The organism is Bradyrhizobium sp. B120 (assembly GCF_049075665.1).
Classification (GTDB): Bacteria; Pseudomonadota; Alphaproteobacteria; order Rhizobiales; family Xanthobacteraceae; genus Bradyrhizobium.
Genome location: NZ_CP185242.1, coordinates 345,545 through 362,804, shown reverse-complemented (window position 1 = coordinate 362,804; position 17,260 = coordinate 345,545). Strand labels below are relative to the sequence as shown.

General features: G+C 64.7%; 18 protein-coding genes. 6 read left to right on the top strand and 12 right to left on the bottom strand.

All coding sequences use genetic code 11. The features are described from left to right. Window positions 1-94 precede the first annotated feature (94 nt). Complete coding sequence (ispG, locus tag ACOIX3_RS01705) at window positions 95-1,384, bottom strand: flavodoxin-dependent (E)-4-hydroxy-3-methylbut-2-enyl-diphosphate synthase (protein WP_420968115.1); 1,290 nt, start codon at window positions 1,382-1,384, stop codon at window positions 95-97. Between the two features lie 318 nt (window positions 1,385-1,702). On the opposite strand from ispG, the gene ACOIX3_RS01700 reads away from it, so the two are divergent. Then, window positions 1,703-2,578, top strand: coding sequence for a sulfurtransferase (locus ACOIX3_RS01700; RefSeq protein WP_420968114.1), 876 nt, complete (start codon window positions 1,703-1,705; stop codon window positions 2,576-2,578). A gap of 379 nt (window positions 2,579-2,957) precedes the next feature. On the opposite strand, the gene ACOIX3_RS01695 is transcribed toward ACOIX3_RS01700, so the two are convergent. Then, window positions 2,958-3,914 (bottom strand): DMT family transporter, encoded by a 957-nt coding sequence (locus tag ACOIX3_RS01695; RefSeq protein ID WP_420968113.1) that lies wholly within the window; start codon window positions 3,912-3,914, stop codon window positions 2,958-2,960. A gap of 314 nt (window positions 3,915-4,228) precedes the next feature. After that, on the bottom strand, window positions 4,229-4,714 hold the full coding sequence (locus ACOIX3_RS01690) for a Fur family transcriptional regulator (protein WP_028338147.1): 486 nt from the start codon (window positions 4,712-4,714) through the stop codon (window positions 4,229-4,231). A 198-nt stretch (window positions 4,715-4,912) separates the two neighbouring features. On the opposite strand from ACOIX3_RS01690, the gene ACOIX3_RS01685 reads away from it, so the two are divergent. From ACOIX3_RS01685 to ACOIX3_RS01670, 4 genes are all read left to right on the top strand, one after another. Then, complete coding sequence (locus ACOIX3_RS01685) at window positions 4,913-5,395, top strand: MarR family winged helix-turn-helix transcriptional regulator (protein WP_420968112.1); 483 nt, start codon at window positions 4,913-4,915, stop codon at window positions 5,393-5,395. Beyond that, window positions 5,388-6,563 carry an HlyD family secretion protein gene (locus ACOIX3_RS01680; protein ID WP_420968111.1) on the top strand — a complete coding sequence of 392 codons (1,176 nt, stop codon included), beginning with the start codon at window positions 5,388-5,390 and terminating at the stop codon, window positions 6,561-6,563. Before ACOIX3_RS01685 ends, ACOIX3_RS01680 begins: the two co-directional genes overlap by 8 nt. A gap of 6 nt (window positions 6,564-6,569) precedes the next feature. Next, on the top strand, window positions 6,570-8,126 hold the full coding sequence (locus ACOIX3_RS01675) for an MDR family MFS transporter (RefSeq protein ID WP_420968110.1): 1,557 nt from the start codon (window positions 6,570-6,572) through the stop codon (window positions 8,124-8,126). A gap of 275 nt (window positions 8,127-8,401) precedes the next feature. Then, window positions 8,402-9,712 carry an ABC transporter substrate-binding protein gene (locus ACOIX3_RS01670; RefSeq protein WP_420968109.1) on the top strand — a complete coding sequence of 437 codons (1,311 nt, stop codon included), beginning with the start codon at window positions 8,402-8,404 and terminating at the stop codon, window positions 9,710-9,712. Between the two features lie 205 nt (window positions 9,713-9,917). On the opposite strand, the gene ACOIX3_RS01665 is transcribed toward ACOIX3_RS01670, so the two are convergent. The 4 genes from ACOIX3_RS01665 to ACOIX3_RS01650 all read right to left on the bottom strand — a co-directional run bounded on the left by ACOIX3_RS01665 (window position 9,918) and on the right by ACOIX3_RS01650 (window position 13,145). After that, the gene (locus tag ACOIX3_RS01665) at window positions 9,918-11,087 is read right to left on the bottom strand and encodes a Gfo/Idh/MocA family protein (protein ID WP_420968108.1); all 1,170 of its coding nucleotides are present in this window, start codon (window positions 11,085-11,087) and stop codon (window positions 9,918-9,920) included. 101 nt (window positions 11,088-11,188) lie between these two features. Then, complete coding sequence (locus ACOIX3_RS01660) at window positions 11,189-11,722, bottom strand: ester cyclase (RefSeq protein WP_420968107.1); 534 nt, start codon at window positions 11,720-11,722, stop codon at window positions 11,189-11,191. After that, a complete protein-coding gene (locus tag ACOIX3_RS01655; RefSeq protein ID WP_420968106.1) occupies window positions 11,715-12,104 on the bottom strand; it encodes a VOC family protein in 390 nt (129 codons plus the stop codon). Before ACOIX3_RS01655 ends, ACOIX3_RS01660 begins: the two co-directional genes overlap by 8 nt. A 15-nt stretch (window positions 12,105-12,119) precedes the next feature. Beyond that, window positions 12,120-13,145, bottom strand: coding sequence for a polysaccharide deacetylase family protein (locus tag ACOIX3_RS01650; protein ID WP_420968105.1), 1,026 nt, complete (start codon window positions 13,143-13,145; stop codon window positions 12,120-12,122). A 99-nt stretch (window positions 13,146-13,244) separates the two neighbouring features. On the opposite strand from ACOIX3_RS01650, the gene ACOIX3_RS01645 reads away from it, so the two are divergent. Then, complete coding sequence (locus tag ACOIX3_RS01645) at window positions 13,245-14,153, top strand: LysR family transcriptional regulator (protein WP_420968104.1); 909 nt, start codon at window positions 13,245-13,247, stop codon at window positions 14,151-14,153. Here the strand turns inward: ACOIX3_RS01645 and ACOIX3_RS01640 are convergent. From ACOIX3_RS01640 to pcaH, 5 genes are all read right to left on the bottom strand, one after another. Next, window positions 14,132-14,986, bottom strand: coding sequence for a shikimate dehydrogenase (locus ACOIX3_RS01640; RefSeq protein WP_420968103.1), 855 nt, complete (start codon window positions 14,984-14,986; stop codon window positions 14,132-14,134). The two genes, ACOIX3_RS01645 and ACOIX3_RS01640, sit on opposite strands and share 22 nt — an antisense overlap. A gap of 21 nt (window positions 14,987-15,007) precedes the next feature. After that, complete coding sequence (locus ACOIX3_RS01635; protein ID WP_420968102.1) at window positions 15,008-15,472, bottom strand: SRPBCC domain-containing protein; 465 nt, start codon at window positions 15,470-15,472, stop codon at window positions 15,008-15,010. Between the two features lie 10 nt (window positions 15,473-15,482). Next, the gene (locus ACOIX3_RS01630; protein WP_420968101.1) at window positions 15,483-15,806 is read right to left on the bottom strand and encodes an ArsR/SmtB family transcription factor; all 324 of its coding nucleotides are present in this window, start codon (window positions 15,804-15,806) and stop codon (window positions 15,483-15,485) included. A 147-nt stretch (window positions 15,807-15,953) separates the two neighbouring features. Beyond that, window positions 15,954-16,556 carry a protocatechuate 3,4-dioxygenase subunit alpha gene (gene pcaG, locus ACOIX3_RS01625; protein WP_420968100.1) on the bottom strand — a complete coding sequence of 201 codons (603 nt, stop codon included), beginning with the start codon at window positions 16,554-16,556 and terminating at the stop codon, window positions 15,954-15,956. After that, window positions 16,557-17,258 carry a protocatechuate 3,4-dioxygenase subunit beta gene (pcaH, locus tag ACOIX3_RS01620; protein WP_420968099.1) on the bottom strand — a complete coding sequence of 234 codons (702 nt, stop codon included), beginning with the start codon at window positions 17,256-17,258 and terminating at the stop codon, window positions 16,557-16,559. Window positions 17,259-17,260: the final 2 nt, after the last annotated feature.

Genomic DNA, 17,260 nt, shown 5'->3' with positions numbered 1-17,260 from the left:
TAACCCACATCTCGCGCCATAACCACCGCCTGGGGTTATGGGTCCCTGCTTTCGCAGGGACGACGATTGAATGTGGGTGACGAACGGGGCGAAATTACTCCGCGGCGCCTGCGGGCTCGGGGACCTTGGCGCCGGCGCCATACTTCTGGTCGATATAGTCGATCACCAGCGCCTTGAAGTCGGCGGCGATGCCCGGACCGCGCAGGGTGCGGAACTTCTTGCCGTCGACGAAGACAGGCGCGGCCGGCGCTTCGCCGGTGCCGGGCAACGAGATGCCGATATTGGCGTGCTTGGATTCGCCGGGGCCGTTGACGATGCAGCCCATGACCGCGACGTTGAGCTCCTCGACGCCCGGATACCTGGTCTTCCAGGCCGGCATCTCGTCGCGGATGAAATCCTGGATCGAGCGCGCCAGCTCCTGGAACGTGGTCGAGGTGGTGCGGCCGCAACCCGGGCACGCCGCAACCAGCGGCACGAAGGTGCGGAAGCCCATGGTCTGCAGCAATTCCTGCGCGACCTGTACTTCCAGCGTGCGGTCGCCGCCGGGCTCCGGCGTCAGCGAGATGCGGATGGTGTCGCCAATGCCCTGCTGCAGCAGAATGCCGAGCGCGGCCGACGAGGCCACGATGCCCTTCGAGCCCATGCCGGCCTCGGTGAGGCCGAGATGGATCGCGTAATCCGAGCGGCGCACGACTTCCTGATAGACCGCGATCAGATCCTGCACGGCCGAGACCTTCGCCGACAGGATGATCCGGTTCTTCGGCATGCCGAGCTCTTGGGCGCGGGCCGCCGACAGCAACGCCGACTGCACCATCGCCTCGCGGGTCACCGCGCGGGCATCGCGCGGATTGGCCGACGCCGTGTTCTCATCCATCAGCTTGGTGAGCAGCTCCTGGTCGAGCGAGCCCCAATTGGCGCCGATGCGCACCGGCTTGTTGTTCTTGTTGGCGATCTCGATGATGTCGGCGAACTGGGTGTCGCGCTTGTTCTTGAAGCCGACATTGCCGGGATTGATGCGGTACTTGTCGAGCGCCTCGGCGCAGGCCGGATACTCGGCGAGCAGCTTGTGGCCGATATAGTGGAAGTCGCCGATCAAGGGCGTGGTGACGCCCATCTTGCGCAGGCCGTCACGAATGTGCGGCACGGCGGCTGCGGCTTCCTCGCGGTCGACCGTGATGCGCACCATCTCGGAGCCGGCGCGCGAGAGCGCGGCGACCTGGGCGATGGTGCCCTCGATATCGGCAGTGTCGGTGTTGGTCATCGACTGCACGACGATCGGCGCGCCGCCGCCGACGGCGACGTTGCCGACCATGACCTGCGTGGTGTGGTGCCGCGGTGCGGGACCGGCGATGTCGTCTTGCGGCAAAATCTCGGGCTTGTTCATGGCATCTCGAATATCAGGTTTCGGTGACATTCACCAAGGGGGCGATGGGCCTCGCGCGCGGCGGGCCAAACGGTGATGTTTCGGAGTGAATTCAACAGCTTATGGCGCCGATTGAGGCCAAAGGCAAGCCATGCAGCGGCGTCCTGCATGGACAGCTATATTGGGCCGAATTGGGGTGAATCAAAGGGCAAAGTGACAGCTTTTCGTGTGATCCGGCGGCCTCCTTCCGGTTTGAGCATGATCTTTGCGAAAAACCGGTACCCCCTTTTTCGGATCATGCTCTAGCATCCCCTTAAGATCATTCCGGGAGGGCGCGACATGGCCGGCCATAGCGAGCTGATCACCACGGCGGAACTCGCCGACATCCTGACCCGCCCCGAACTGCGCCTGTTCGACTGCACGACCTATCTGGAGCCGGCTCCGGCCGGCAGCGGCGTTCCCTATATTGTCGTCTCGGGCCGCCAGACGTTCGAGGCCGGCCACCTCCCTGGCGCCAATTTCCTCGATTTGCAGGCCGAGTTCTCCGATCCCCGCACCGAGCTGCGCTTCATGATGCCGCCGACGGCCCAGCTCGAGGCCGCGTTCGGCCGGCACGGCATTTCGGCCAATAGCCGCGTGGTGCTCTATTCGATCGGCACGGCGATGTGGGCGACGCGGTTCTGGTGGATGCTGCATTCGCTCGGCTTCGACGGCGCCGCGGTGCTCGACGGCGGCATCGACAAATGGACCGCCGAGGGACGCGACATCGAGACCGAGCTTGCCGGCGGCTATCCGCAGGCCACGTTCTCGGCGCGGCCGAAGGACGACATGTTCGTCGACAAGCGCGACGTGCTCGCCGCGACCACGGAGCGCGACACCGTGATCGTCAATGCGCTCGGCCCGCAATTCTACAAGGGACTGGAGCCGAGCCGCTACGGCAGGCCCGGCCGCATCCCCGGCAGCGTCAGCGTGCCGGCGGCAACCCTGATCGACCCCAAGGGCAAGACCTTCGTGCCGCTTGCGGAGGCGGAAGCGACCTTCGCCGCGCAAGGCATCAGCAAGGACAAGCGCGTCGTCGCCTATTGCGGCGGCGGCATCTCCGCGACCATCGACCTGTTCCAGCTACATCGGCTCGGCTACGACAATCTCACCCTCTATGACGGCTCGATGGGCGAATGGGCGAAGGATGAGTCCTTGCCGATCGAAGTGGGGTAGTGAGCGAGGCGGAACTCTCTCCACGGGTCGTCCCTGCGAAAGCAGGGACCCATACGCCGCAGCGAATGTTGTGAACGGGACTCGTCACTCCACCATCGCTCACCAATAACCATTCGTGGTTATGGGTCCCTGCTCCCGTGCGCAATTTCGCACTAGGCAGGGACGACAGTGAGTGTTTGGCGCGCTGACGAGTCATAGTTGCACGTCGGGATGATCCATCGCAGGGCGTCACTCTCTCCCCGTCGTCATTCCGGGGCGTGCGAAGCACGAGCCCGGAATCCATTCCTCCGCGCGTTATGCGGCTTAATGGATTCCGGGCTCTCGCTTCGCGAGCCCCGGAATGACGAGTGGAGAGATTACTGGAACGGGAGGTATACCCTCACGCCGGCACATTCGGGTCCGGCGTCACCTTCGGGTCGGGCTTGTTGACGAGATAGAGGCCGGCGATCACCAGCAGCGCGGCGACGCCGAACACCGCCGTCAGGCTGTCGTGCATGATGAAATAGGCCGCGACCACGCCGAACAGCGGCGTGACGAAGGTGAAGGCCGACAGTTTGCTCGCCGAATAGGTCTTCACCATCGCAAACCAAATGACAAAGGTGCAGCCCACCACCCAGACCGCCTGATAGGCGAGCAGCGAGATCGACAGCGCGCTCGGCACGTGCTCGATGCGCTCGCCGGCGATCCAGGCGGCGAACCCGAGGATCGGAATCGAGATCGCGACCTGGTAGCCGAGCGCCTTTTCCGGCGCGGCCTTGCGCAGCTGCGTGCCCTTGGCGACCAGCGTGGTCGCCGCCCACAGCGCGCCGCCGCCGACCACCATGAGGTCGCCGAGCAGCACCTTGGCATCGACATTCGGCTGCGGCACGCCGATCGCGAGCGCGACGCCGGCAAAACTCAGCGCAAGCCCGCTCCACTGCACGGTCGAGAGACGCTCGCCGAGGAATTGATGCGAGCCGAGCGCGACGAAGAACGGCGCGGTGTAGAGGAACACAGAGGCGCGGGACGCCGAGGTGAAGGTGAGGCCGGTGAAGATCAGCACGAACTCGCAACCGAACATCAGCCCGGCGATCACGCCAGGGACGAGCGTGCTGTCGCGCTCGAAGAATTTGACGCCGCGCAGCCGGCCGACGATCAGCATCACCGGCAGCGCGCCGGAGGAGCGGATCAGCGCCTGCAGCATCGGCGGCACGTCGGGCAGCGCGAGCTTGACCGCGAGCTGGTTGAAGCCCCAGCTCACGCACAGCATCAGCATCAATGCGATGGCGCCGGGCGGCAGCCCATGGCCGACGCTGACCGGCCTCGTGACGCTGGCGGAGATCGCTTGGGTGGTCATGTTTCCTCGCGGGCCGGCTTGCTGCCGTTGTTGTTGCTTTAACGGATACTCATTGCTGCCGACCCTCCCCTGGAGGGGGAGGGTCGGTGCGCATGGAGCGCAGCGAAATGTGCACCGGGGTGGGGTGATCTCTCCTCACGGGAGGCGATACGATAGACCGTCACCCCACCCCGACACACGTTTCGCTGCGCTCAACGTGTGTCGACCCTCCCCCTCCAGGGGAGGGTGTAAGGAAGAGCTTGCCCCCAACATCATTGCGAGCTGATTGCTTCGTCGCTTCGCTCCTCGCAATGACTGGGAAGGGTCTTGCACGATCATTTCTGGCAATGCGCGCAGGTGCCGGCGATCTCGACCACGGAGAGTTTCGGGATGAAGCCCGAGGCCCGCGCCGCTGCGGTCAGGCTTTGCGCGACGGGGGCGGCGGGGATCTCGCCGACCGAGCCGCAATGGTCGCAGATCAAAAACGCCACCATCGAGGTCTCGTCATGATCGTGCGCGCAGGCGAGGAAAGCGTTGCGGCTCTCGATGCGGTGAACGAGGCCGTTCTCCATCAGGAAGTCGAGCGCGCGGTAGACGGTAATCGGTGCCGGGCGCGGCATCGTCTTGGCCAGCTCGTCGATCACCTCATAGGCGCCGAGCGGCCGATGGCTCGACAGCAGCGCCTGCAGCACCTGACGGCGGATCGGGGTGAATTTCTGGCCGCGGCGCGCACAGACCTGCTCGGCATGCGCCATCGCGTCCGCGGCGCAACGGCCGTGATCGTGGTCGGGGGCAGGAAATGTCGGCTTGGCGAGGCTCATTGCCTGGATATGTAGCATTTCTGCGCCGGTTCCCATAGCCCGGCCCAAGCCAATACCGAAGCCCAATACCCAAGCCGGTACCGAAGCCAGTCCCTCACCGCCTTGCAGCCATGTGCGGAATGCGGGGCAGCCTCCCGTTAACCCGGCATGCAGAATTCATAAGCAAGCTTATTATATTGCAAGCTTATGGAGACAGCATTGATGCGCAGTTCCGTGGACGCGAACTTCCTGTTTACGCTGGGCGAATTGTTCCGGCTGATCCGCGTCTACGCAGACAAGGAGGCCGCGCGCTACGGCATTACCCGTGCGCAATGGGCCGTGCTGTCGAAGGTGGAACGCCAGGAAGGGCTGAAACAGACCGAGCTCGCCGAACTGCTCGAGATGCAGCCGATCACCCTGACGCGGCTGATCGACAAGCTCTGCGACAATGACTGGATCGAGCGCCGCAGCGACGAGAACGATCGCCGCGTCAACCGCCTCTATCTGAAAAAAGCCGCGCGCCCGCTGCTCGGGAAGCTGGCCGGCCTGCGCTCCGAACTCACCGCGACCGCGCTCGAGGGCATCAGCCCCGCTGACGCGCACCGCCTGCTCACTCAATTGGAATCGATCAAGGAAAACGTTCGCAATGCCATCCAAAACCCAGCCGGCGAGCCCTCCCGAAAGGAACAACGCTATGGCTGAACCCGTCCTCAAGCTGGCCCCCGAGCAGAAGAGCAATCCGGGCGTATCGGCACCGTCGGGCAAGGCCAGCCGCGCGCCGCGCCGCCGTCTGATGGCGGGCATGCGGCGCTATCGCCGGGTGCTGCTGCTCGTCGTGCTGCCGATCGTGGCGGTGATCGGCGGCGGCGTGTTCTATCTCAATGGCGGCCGCTATGTCGGCACCGACGACGCCTATGTCGGCGCGCAGAAGGTGCTGATCACGCCGGAAATCTCCGGCAAGATCGACAAGATCGTCGTGAAGGAAGGCCAGCACGTCAGGAAGGGCGACGAGCTGTTCGAGATCGACCCGGTGCCGTTCCGCCTCGCGGTCGACCAGGCCAAGGCGGCGCTCGACCAGACCAGGACCACCTATGACAATCTGGTCGACAACATCAAGATCAACACCAGGATGCTCGAATTCGCCCAGCAGAGCATCGAGCTGAAGAAGAAGGACGTCGATCGCAAATCGACGCTCGCCAAGCAGAATTTCGGCTCGCAGCTCGACCTCGACAACGCGGCCAACGCGCAGGTCACGGCCGAGAGCCTGGCGCAATACATCAGGCAGCAGATCTCCAACGCCAAGACGCAATTGCTCGGCGATGTCGATTTGCCGATCGAGCGATTCCCGGCCTACGCCCAGGCCAAGGCCAAGCTCGACGACGCCCAGCGCAACCTCGATCACACCGTGCTGCGCGCGCCGATGGACGGCGTGGCGACCCAGGTCGACCAGATCCAGCTCGGCCGCTTCGTCGCCGCGGGCGCGCCGGTGTTCTCGGTGATCGATGTCGACCATCCCTGGGTCGACGCCAATCCGAAGGAAAGCGACTTCACCTATGTCGCAGTCGGCCAGCCGGTGACGCTCGACGTCGACGCGTTCCCGAACCACGAATTCAAGGGCAAGATCGGCTCGCTGTCGCCCGGTACCGGCGCGCAGTTCGCGATCCTGCCGCCGCAGAACGCCACCGGCAACTTCGTCAAGGTGGTGCAGCGCGTGCCGGTGCGGATCTACTTCGACGAGAACGATCCGTTCGTGAAGAAGCTGAAGGCCGGCATGAGCGTCTACGCGACGATCGACACCAACCACCGCCGCACGCTGGCCGGCCTGCTCGGGCTGCGCTCAGCCTCCGCGCACCCGGACCACCAGGACTAAGACGCGATGAATGCACCGTCACCATCCGCCGTGCCCGGCATGCGCCGGAACATGGTGACGATCTGCGCGATGACCGCGACGATCATGCAGGCGCTCGACACCACGATCGCCAACGTCGCGCTGCCCTATATGCAGGGCTCGCTGTCGGCCTCGCAGGACCAGATCAACTGGGTGCTGACCTCCTACATCGTCGCGGCCGCGATCATGACCGCGCCGGTGGGCTGGATCGCCAACCGCTTCGGCCGCAAGCGCATCTTCATCATCTGCTCGGCCGGCTTCACCGTCGCCTCGGTGTTCTGCGGCCTGGCGCAGGACATCAACCAGATGGTGCTGTTCCGCCTGTTGCAGGGCGTGTTCGGCGCGGCGCTGGTGCCGCTGTCGCAGGCGGTAATGCTCGATTCCTACGCGCTGCATGAGCGCGCCAAGGCGATGTCGATCTGGGGCATGGGCGTGATGATGGGTCCGATCATGGGCCCCTCGCTCGGTGCCTGGCTGACCGAGACCTATTCGTGGCACTGGGTGTTCTTCGTCAATCTGCCGTTCGGCGCCTTCACCGTGCTCGGCCTCGCGGTGTTCATGGACGAGACCAGGCAGGACCACGCGCTGCGCTTCGACTGGTTCGGCTTCGGTGCGCTCGCGGTGGCGATCGGCGCGCTGCAGCTCGCGCTGGACCGCGGCGAGCAGCTCGGCTGGCTGGAATCCAACGAAATCATGATCGAGTTCATTGTGGCGGCGGTCGGCGCCTACTTCTTCTTCGCCCATTCACTGACCACCGACAAGCCGTTCATCCAGTTCGCGATCTTCAAGGACCGCAATTTTCTCGGCGGCGTCGTATTCATGACGGTGATGGGCCTCGTGCTGTATTCGACCATGGCGCTGTCCTCGCCGTACCTGCAGAACGTGGTCGGCTATCCGATCATCACCGCCGGCCTGTTGCTGGCGACCCGCGGCGCCGGCACCTTCGTGGCGATGATGCTGGTCGGCCGCCTGATGCGCTACATCGAGGCGCGCACGCTGATCGTCTCCGGCCTTGCGCTGACCGCGGCATCGCTGTTCCAGATGACCGGCTGGACCGACATGACCCAGGCAAGCGAGATCATCATCGTCAGCGTGATCCAGGGTTTTGGCTTCGGCCTCGTGTTCGTGCCGCTGTCGACGGTGGCGTTCCTGACGCTGCCCAACCAGCTGCGCACCGACGGCACCTCGATGCTGACGCTGTTCCGCAACGTCGCGAGCTCGGTCGGCATCTCGATCGTGATCGCACAGCTCACCGAGGGCGGGCGGCGGATCTACGCAAAGCTGTCGGAGCAGATCAATCCGTTCAACCACGCGCTGCAGATGCCCGACGTCGCCGGCATGATCAACCTCAACACCGATGCCGGCCGCGCGATGGCCGACAGGATGGTGGCGGCGCAGTCGCAGATCATCGCGTTCTCGCACGACTACCAGCTGGTGATGCTGTTCATCCTGGTCTCGATCCCGCTCGCGCTGATGATCGGCTCGACCAAGGCCACACTGCGCGCGCAGTCGGCGCCGCCGGATCATGCCGCGGTGATGGAGTAGGTTTGCGCGACCACCACCATCGTCGTCCCGGCGAAAGCCGGGACCCATAACCACAGGGTCGTGTTGTAAGAGGGATTGCAGCCCCAGCGTCGCGCAACGATTTACATTTGGGGTAATGGGTCCCGGCCTTCGCCGGGACGACGTAGGAAGCCAAGCGCCCCCTCCGAAAGCGCAACACGCCGCAGCCGCAATCGCGTTGACTTTCCGACCTCGCCTCCCAATACTTCGCAAAAAACAAAGGTCCGTCGCAAATGACGGCTTCAGGGGAGGACGCGATGCCGACTTCACGCAGGACGCTGCTGAAGACCTCAGCGGCTGCCGCCGCTGCTTTCAGCTTCGATTGGACCCGCGCGCAGGCGCAGGCCGAGACAGTTCGGATCGGTGTGATCTACGACCTGACCGGCCCGTTTGCGGCCGGCGGCTCGGTCGCCTCCTCGATCGGCACCCAGATCGCGATCGATCTCGTCAATGAGAAGGGCGGCATCGGCGGCAAGTACAAGATCGCGCCGGTCAATGTCGATTCCCAGAGCAAGCCGGATGTCGCGATCAACGAGGCCAATCGCCTGATCGACCAGGAGAAGGTCGATATCCTCAACGGCGTGTTCGCGAGCTCGCACGCGGTGCCGCTCGCCGCCAAGGTCGAGCAGCAGAAGCGGATCCTCTGGATCACGACCGCGGTCTCGACCGCCGTGTTCAAGGACAAGAACCTGCAATACGTGTTCCGCGCCCAGATCCATTCCGACCAGTACGGCCAGGCCTTCGGCGGCTTCCTCGGCGAGCACGCCAAGGCCAGGCTCGGCATGGAGCCGAAGGACGTCAAGGTTGCGCTGATCCATGAGGACGGTCCCTACGGCGTCGGCGTTGCCGCCGCGGACGAAATGTTCGCGAAGGAAGCCGGGCTGCAGGTCGTGCTCAAGGAAGGCTATTCGGCCTCCGCGCCCGATCTCTCGGTGCTGGTGACCAAATTGAAGCGCGCCAAGGCCGACATCATCTCGCATGCCGGCTACAACCCCGACATCACGCTGTTCCTGCGCCAGGCGCGCGAGAGCGGGCTGAAGTTCAAGATGCTGTTCGGCGCCGGCGCCGGCTACAGCCAGCTCGACAAGTTGCGCACGACGTTCGGCGCCGACATCGACAATTTCTGCAACATCGACCCCGTCCCGGCGCAGCTGCTCGATCCCGCCAAGCTGGCGCCGGGGGTCGGCGACCTCACCAAGGTGATGGTCGCGCGCTACCGCGAGAAGACCAGCGCCACCGAAGTGCCGCCGCACTGCTCGATGGGCTTCAACCAGACCTGGGTGCTGCTCAACAATGTGCTGCCGGTCGCCAAGGAGAAATATGGCGGCTTCGACCCCGAGGCGATCCGCAAGGCAGCGCTTGATGTCGACATCCCGCCGGGCGGCACCATCCAGGGCTATGGCGTAAAATTCTATCCGCCGGGCACGCCTATGTCCGGCCAGAACGAGCGCTCGACGCCGGTCGTGATGCAGAACGCCGGCGAGCGCATCACCGTGGTGTGGCCGACCAACATCAGGACGCAGGACCCGGTATTCCCGCTGCCGAAGGGATCGGTGTACGGGGCGTAGGCGATAGCGTGATTTTGACCGCGGCGGCGGTGCACCCTCTCCCCTTGTGGGAGAGGGTGGCTTCGATGCGTAGCATCGAAGCCGGGTGAGGGGTTTCTCTCCGCGAATGATCTCTCGCAATGAATTCGCGGTGATAACCCCTCATCCGGCGCGCTTTGCGCGCCACCTTCTCCCACAAGGGGAGAGGGAAGCGCGGCGCTCGCGGCTAGACCACCACCCGCCGCCCCTCATCCGCCGCCCAATAGCCGGCGTAGTTCACTCTCGTCGTCTCATACGCCAGCGCGAGGTCGGCGAGCGGTGCGCGGCCGGTTGCGACGCATTCCATGAAGTCCTGGATCTCCTGCAGATAGCCGCGGGTCCATTCCTCCTCGAGGCAGACATATTGCCAGCCGGTTTTGCGATCGACCTTCTCTGTGATGTAGACGGAGGCGAGCTTCGCCTCCGAGGTCTGGTAGCTCACGAGATGCGTGTTCGGCGTGATGTTGGCGAACAATGAGCCGCCGGAGGTATAGGTCTCGATCAGATTGCGCACGCCGCCCAGGATCATGTCGCCGGAGAATACCGTCGCCTTGGTGCCGTCGGAGAAGGTCGCGGTCAGCGTGCCCCAATCCTCGACGTCGACCGGATTGGCCTTGATGTAGGCGCGCTCCTCGGGCTTGAGACCGGCGGTGACGTTGCCGACATCGCAGGTGACGCTGGCAACGTGGATCGCCTCACCGCGCGCGCGGGCCTCGACCTGCTTGAGATAGAGCACGGCCGACAGCGGATGGCAGCCCATCCGGATCAGCGAGCCGCCGCCGGTCATCGCCCACTCCGCGGCGTGCGCCGCGTGCGAGCCGGAGTGGCTCTCTTCGCCCTTCATGAACAGGATCTTGTCGCCCGTGGCGCGGATGATCTCTGCGGTCTTGGTCACTGCGGGTGCGTAGATCCAATCCTCGGCATACATGAACAGCCTGCCGGTCTTTTCGATCGCGGCGCGGGTCTGCTCCATCTCCTCCATCACGCGCTGGTACATCAGCGCCTTCGGGACATGCCGGCCGATCGGCGCCTTGTCGCCGTCGCGCCCGAAATAGCCGCTGAACGGCTTCTCGCAGATCACGTGCTTGCCGGCCTGCATGGCGTCCACGATCATCGCGGCATGAAGGTTGGGCGGCGTGCAGATGTCGATGACGTCGAGCTCACGGTCGGCGACCAGCTCGGCGAAGCTGCGATAGGCGTTTGGGATTCCGTGCTTGCGCGCAAAGTCATTGACATGATCGCCGCGCGCCGCAACCGCCCTCACCTCGACATCGACGCCATAGACCCGCTTGTAGGCGTACATATGCAGCTCGGACACGAAGCCGCAGCCGGCCAGACCGATCCTGATTTTTGTCATGAAGGATGCCTCTGAAGTCGCGGGGACAGGCACCCATCATAGCGGAGCGGCACGGCCGGTCGATGCATCCGACGGCAGAAAAGCGTCTGCCGCCGCGTCCATCACTGCGCAAGCTTGGCGACGCCCATCTTGGAGAGCAGGGTCAGATTGTCCTCGATATGCCAGTTGTCGGTGACGCGGCCGCCGGTGACCTTGAGCAGATCGGTGGCGATGAAATCAATCGCCTGGCCGCTGCCCTTGGTCGCGCCGAAGCTGCCGGTGAAATGGCCGCGGAACTGCATGTGCACGGTGACGTAGTCGCCGGCCACGATCATCTTGACCACTTCAACCGAGAGGTCCGGCACTGCGGCACGGAAATTCTTCGACGCGAAGGCCGGGCCTTGCGGTCCCTGCGGACGGCCGGCCGGCAAGGTGTGGTCGACGAAATTATCCGCGATCGCGGCCTTGAGCGCTGCCTCATCGCCGCTGTTCCAGAACTGGTAGAACGCCTTTGCTGCGGCGACGGTGGCATCGCGTTCGGCTGCAGGGACGGTGGTCGCGACGACGAGATCGTCGATCTTCACCGCGTCGGCACGTGCGGGCGCTGCGAGCAGCAAGCCGATGGCCAAGGCTGTGGCGGCCAGAACATTACGCATTGTCGTTGCTCCTCGTTGCGGCCGCGCGCTCGCGAAACACCAGTTCGAGCAGGATGCCCGTCGGCGTGCGGACAAACAACCGGCGCTCGGCGAGCTCCGGCAGATCCATCGTCGAATAGGGAATGGCGAGCATCTCGATCTTGTGGCGATAGGCGTCATAGCCTTCGAGCCGGAAGCCGACATGGTCGATGGTTTCGCCGCGCGGATCGTTGCGAGTGCCCTCGCCCGGGATCAGATGCACCACGGGTTCGCCGTCGGCATAGAGCCAGTAACCGGGGAAGGCGAAGCCGGGGCGATAGCCCGGCTTCACGTCGAGGAGATTCTCGAGGAAGGCACGGGTGCCTTCCAGATCGCTGGTGCGCAGGGTGACATGGTCGAGCATTGATGCCTCCCGCGATCAGGCCGTCGGTCCGGGCAGGCCGGTCACGCCGGGCGCGCCGCGCTGGATCACCGGCGTATTGGCTCGGTTGGCGAGCGCATAGCGTGCGATCTCGTCCTTGCGCGCGAACCAGACATCGCCCTTGCTCCTGGCATAGGACAGGAAGCGATCGAGCACCCGCGCGCGTCCTGCGTGGCCGGAGATGCGGTCGTGCAGGCTGATCACCATCATCCGCCGCCGCTTCGCGCCTTCTTCATAGAGCTGGTCGAACTCGTCCTTCAGCGCCTGCTCGTAGGCGGCCGGATTCCAGCCCTGGAACGGGAAGGAGACGATGTCGTTCATGTGCATCGTGTAGGGCACGGTGACGAAATCCTTGCCGCGCACCGGCACGATGAAGGGTTCGTCATGGCTCGGCTCGTCGATGTGATAGAGGAAGCCGAGATCCTGCAGCGTCTCCAGGATGTGGACCGAGTTGCGCATCCAGTACGCGTTCCAGCCGATCGGCGTTTGTCCCGTGATCTTCTGGATCGTCTCGACGCTGTCGGCGATGAAGCGCTTCTCCTGATCCTTCGGCAACTGATACGAGTTGCTCCAGATCCGGCCATGCGCGGCCGCCTCATGACCACGGCGCACGATTTCCCTGGCGATGTCGGGCGAGGTCTCGACCGCCTTGCCGATCATGAAAGACGACAGCTTGATACCGTGCTTGTCCATCAGATCGAGCAGGCGCGGGATGCCTTCGTAATGGCCGTAGGCGAAGAACGCATTGGTCGGTAGATCAGGCACGCCCTTCTCGATCGGATCGGGAATGACGCCGCCGGCGCCGGAAATCGGCTGACCGCCGCCCTCGAACATCAAGGACAGGCTGACCGCGAGCCGCGCGCCGTTCGGCCAGAAGCCGCCATTGGACGAGGTCTGCGTGTCCGAGGCGGCGTTGGCCGGCTGGGCCGCGGCGTTGAGCCCGGCGACGGCTAGGGCGCCGGCGGCACCAACCGCCTGGAGGGTTTTGCGGCGGCTGAGATTGGTGGGGGAAGATTGGGTCATGGCTGATCTCCTTGTTGATGGAAATCAGCCTATTCTATTTCCATTATCAGTATTATCCTTCGCAAAATCGATACACCCTCCACTTTTTGGAAATAAACTGTGTTGGACGACATCACCGAGCTTCGGACCTTCGTGAGGATCGTCGCCACCGGCAGCCTGTCCGCCGCCGGTCGCGAGATGGGCATCGCGCTCAGCGTCGTCAGCAAGCGGCTCGCGACCCTGGAAAGGCGGACCGACACCAGCCTGATCGTGCGCAGCACGCGCCACCTCGCGCTCACCGAGGAGGGACAAAGGCTGTTCGACCGAGCACAGCGCATCCTTGCCGAGGTCGACGAAGCGGAAGCCGCGCTGGCGCATGGCCGCGTCGAGCCGCAGGGCGTGCTGCGGGTCAGCGCGACGGTCGCACTCGGTCGCGCTCATGTCAGTCCGGTCTGCCGGGATCTCGCGCTGACCTATCCGAAGATGTCGGTCGAACTGATGCTCACGGACCGCCTCGTCGAACTGATCGACGAGCGCATCGACGTCGTGATCCGCATCGGCATGCCGCGCGACTCCGACCTGATCATGCGCAAGCTGATCGACAATCACCGCATCATCGCAGCGTCGCCGGGCTATCTCGCGCAACACGGCGCGCCGGCTTCGCCCGAGGATGTGACGCTGCATAACTGCCTGCTCTACAACAGAGGCGCGCAGGCACGGTGGCGGCTGGTACACAGCGACGGCCGCGCCGCCGAGATCGAGGTGTCGTCGCGGCTGCGCTGCGACAATGGCGAGGTCGCGCATGACTGGGCGCTCGACGGCGCCGGCCTGATCATGAAGAGCTGGGTCGATGTCGCGCCCGACCTCGCATCCGGACGCCTGGTGCAAGTTCTGCCGGAGTGGCGCAGCGATCCCGCACCGGTCTGCGCACTGTACGCGCAGGGACGCCAGATGCCGACGCGCGTGCGGCTGTTCCTCGACGCCATCTCGAAGCGGATGGCCGCGTTTCAGGCAACCGGCGGCGCGTAGCGTTGCGCCATCACGGCATCGAACGCATTTGCCATCGCAGCGTACGCCGGGGTTAATCCCGTGAACAGCTTGAACGCATCGGCCGAGGCGTTGATCGCGAGCTCGCGGCCGGTCAGGACGCTGGCGCCTTTGGCTTTTGCTGCGGTCAGCAGCGGTGTCCAGAGCGGCGTGTAGACCGCGTCGGCGACCCACATCGAGCGATGCAGCAGTGCATCCGGCACCGGCGTGTCGCGGCTCGGCAGCATGCCGACCGGCGTTGCATTGACGAGACCTGTGGCGCCGTCCGCCGCGATCGCGACGCTGCCGGCATGGATCGCATCGCGATCCCGCAGCTGGGCCGCAAGCTGCGCGGCCTTGGTAGCATCGGCGTCGAAGATCCTGATCCCGGCGACGCCGAGGCCGGCGAGCGCAAAGGCGATCGCCTTGCCGACGCCGCCGGCACCGATCAGCGCGATCGGGCCGCGCGGCGTTGACGCAAGCAGCGGTGCGATCGCACGCGCAAAGCCCGTCGCATCGGTGTTGTGCCCGATCAGACGCCCGCCGTCGGAGACAATGGTATTGACCGCGCCGATCGCGCGCGCATCGGGCGCGAGGTCATCGAGCAGATCGACGACCGCCTCCTTGTAGGGAAAGGTGACATTGACGCCGGCAAAGCCAAGCCGCCTGACGCCCTCGAGCATCGCACACAGATCGTCGCGCCCGGCGCCCTTCACCTCGATGAGCTGGTAGTGAGCGTGAACGCGCAGCGCGGCGGCCGCCTGCTCGTGCATCGCAGGCGCCGCCGAATGCGCGATCGGATACCCAATCAGACCGGTCAGGAAACGGTCGCGCATTGTCCCTCACGTCAGTCGTGCTCAGCTCATGCGGTCGAGCCGAGCATAGCTGTCTTCCATGCCGTGCTCCATGCCGGTCGCGAGCATCGCCGCGCGCGTCTCGGCGTCCGGCAATGTCATCCGCATCGTCATCACGGTGCCGCTGCCGTCGGGCGCAAACCGTGTCTCGACACAATTGTCCGGCGTCGGATCCGGCAGGTGCATGCGCTCGACATGCACGATGCGGCTGAACGGTTCGAGTTCGAGATATTCGCCGGTCAGATGAAAGCCGCCGCCCTTGCCGTCGGTCCATTCGTAGCGGATCTTGCCGCCGGGCCTGAGCTCGCTGACGCAGACCGGCATGGTCCAGCCTTCCGGACCGAGCAGCCACTTCTGCAATAGCTCCGGCTCGGTATGCGCGCGATACACCGCCTCGGGCGGCGCGACGAAGCGCCTGGTGACAACGATATAGCGGTCGCCTTCGGTCTTCAGCGTCAACTTGCTCATGGGATACCCTTCACTTTTCAGGCTTCATGGCGGCCAGCACTCCGTCCAGCCGGTCGTAATTGGTTTCCAGCGCCCGCCGCAGCGTGCCGAGCCATTGATCGATCTCGGCGACCGCCGTCGGTGCCAGCCGGCACGGCCGCTTGGTGCCTTCAACGCGCCGCACGATCAGACCCGCGGCTTCGAGCACCTTGAGATGGCGGGAGATCGCGGGCTGGGTCATCTCGAACGGCTCGACCAGCTCCATGACAGTCGCTTCACCCAGCGCGAGGCGCGCCAGGATCGCCCGGCGGGTCGGGTCGGCAAGCGCGGAAAAGGCGGCGTCGAGGTTGGGCATGCTTGATCTCATCTCAGTTATATAACTGTATTGCTATATAACCAATCATGCATGGTCAAGCAAAATCCGCTGCGGCGAGGGCGCGCAGCGGATTTGGGTCGTCTCTTTCAATGCTGGACTTGCGCGCTGCCGGATGCGGCCAGCCAACTAGACGTCGAAGAACACGGTCTCGTTGTCGCCCTGCAGGTGAACATCGAACGTGTAGGTATTGCCCGCGCCGGCCTTGCGCTTCGCAATCAGCGTGGCGCGGCGCTCGGCCGGCACCAATGCGAGCACAGGATCGCCGGCGTTGCCGGCTTCGTCGTCGAAATAGATCCGGCTGTAGAGATGCAGCAGCATGCCGCGCGCGAACACCGCGAGCACGATGTGCGGCGCCTGCGGCTTGCCGTCGGCATCAGGCACCACGCCCGGCTTGATGGTGTCGAACGAATAGCTACCGCTCTTGTCGGTCCCGCAGCGGCCAAAACCCTTGAAGGAGGAGTTCGGCAGCGCGCGCGCATCCTGCGGATCGGAGAAGCGGCCCTGGCTGTCAGCCTGCCAGATCTCCAGCATGCAGTCCGGGATCACGACGCCGTCGCCGTCATAGACCTTGCCTTCGACGCGAATCCGTTCGCCCGAGACGTCTGATGTCAGCAGATTGTTGGTGAAGGCGTCGTTCCACTCATACTCGCCGTTCGGCGTCAGGCCGTATTTGAAATAGGGGCCGACGGTCTGCGAGGGCGTGATTCCATCAGGACGCTGGTTCGACACTTACCTGGTCTCCATCGGCGTGGCGCTCTGGCCGCGCAGCACGATATCGAAGCGGTAGCACAGCGCCCATTCCGGTTGGGTGTTCTCGAGATCGAACGACGAGATCATCCGCGCCCGCGCCTTCTCGTCGGTGACCGAGTTGAAGATCGGGTCGAACGGGAACAAGGGATCGCCGGGGAAATACATCTGCGTCACCAGCCGCGAGATGAAGGAATGCCCGAACACCGAGAAGTGGATATGCGCGGGCCGCCAGGCGTTGTGGTGATTGCCCCAGGGATAGGCGCCGGGCTTGATGGTGATGAACCTGTAGTAGCCGGCAGCGTCGGATTGCGTCCGGCCGGCGCCGGTGAAATTGGGATCGAGCGGCGCCGGATGCTGGTCGACGACATGGATGTAGCGGCCGCAGGCATTGGCCTGCCACAGTTCGACCAGCGTATTGGGCACGCCGCGGCCGTCCTCGTCGCGCACGTGACCATGCACGATGATGCGTTCGCCGAGCGGCTCGCCCTTGGCCTGGATGGTGAGGTCGTTGTCATGCTCGCGCACCGTCTCGTGGCCATAGACCGGCCCGGTCAATTCCGAGAGCGTGTGCCGCATCGGGATCAACGGCTTCTGCGGCGAGCGCTTCACGGTGGAGCGATAGTCCGGCGACAGCCGCGCCGGATGGGCCGCAAGCGATTGCAGCGGATACAACAGGGTCATGG

Bases quoted from the DNA above. Each gene is read 5' to 3' on its own strand.
- ACOIX3_RS01650 (WP_420968105.1), bottom strand. From the start codon at position 13,145: ATGACCCAATCTTCCCCCACCAATCTCAGCCGCCGCAAAACCCTCCAG.
- ACOIX3_RS01660 (WP_420968107.1), bottom strand. From the start codon at position 11,722: ATGCGTAATGTTCTGGCCGCCACAGCCTTGGCCATCGGCTTGCTGCTC.
- ACOIX3_RS01630 (WP_420968101.1), bottom strand. From the start codon at position 15,806: ATGCCCAACCTCGACGCCGCCTTTTCCGCGCTTGCCGACCCGACCCGC.
- ACOIX3_RS01670 (WP_420968109.1), top strand. From the start codon at position 8,402: ATGCCGACTTCACGCAGGACGCTGCTGAAGACCTCAGCGGCTGCCGCC.
- ACOIX3_RS01655 (WP_420968106.1), bottom strand. From the start codon at position 12,104: ATGCTCGACCATGTCACCCTGCGCACCAGCGATCTGGAAGGCACCCGT.
- ACOIX3_RS01690 (WP_028338147.1), bottom strand. From the start codon at position 4,714: ATGAGCCTCGCCAAGCCGACATTTCCTGCCCCCGACCACGATCACGGC.
- ACOIX3_RS01675 (WP_420968110.1), top strand. From the start codon at position 6,570: ATGAATGCACCGTCACCATCCGCCGTGCCCGGCATGCGCCGGAACATG.
- ACOIX3_RS01640 (WP_420968103.1), bottom strand. From the start codon at position 14,986: ATGCGCGACCGTTTCCTGACCGGTCTGATTGGGTATCCGATCGCGCAT.
- ACOIX3_RS01665 (WP_420968108.1), bottom strand. From the start codon at position 11,087: ATGACAAAAATCAGGATCGGTCTGGCCGGCTGCGGCTTCGTGTCCGAG.
- ACOIX3_RS01635 (WP_420968102.1), bottom strand. From the start codon at position 15,472: ATGAGCAAGTTGACGCTGAAGACCGAAGGCGACCGCTATATCGTTGTC.
- ACOIX3_RS01680 (WP_420968111.1), top strand. From the start codon at position 5,388: ATGGCTGAACCCGTCCTCAAGCTGGCCCCCGAGCAGAAGAGCAATCCG.
- ispG (WP_420968115.1), bottom strand. From the start codon at position 1,384: ATGAACAAGCCCGAGATTTTGCCGCAAGACGACATCGCCGGTCCCGCA.
- pcaH (WP_420968099.1), bottom strand. From the start codon at position 17,258: ATGACCCTGTTGTATCCGCTGCAATCGCTTGCGGCCCATCCGGCGCGG.
- ACOIX3_RS01695 (WP_420968113.1), bottom strand. From the start codon at position 3,914: ATGACCACCCAAGCGATCTCCGCCAGCGTCACGAGGCCGGTCAGCGTC.
- ACOIX3_RS01700 (WP_420968114.1), top strand. From the start codon at position 1,703: ATGGCCGGCCATAGCGAGCTGATCACCACGGCGGAACTCGCCGACATC.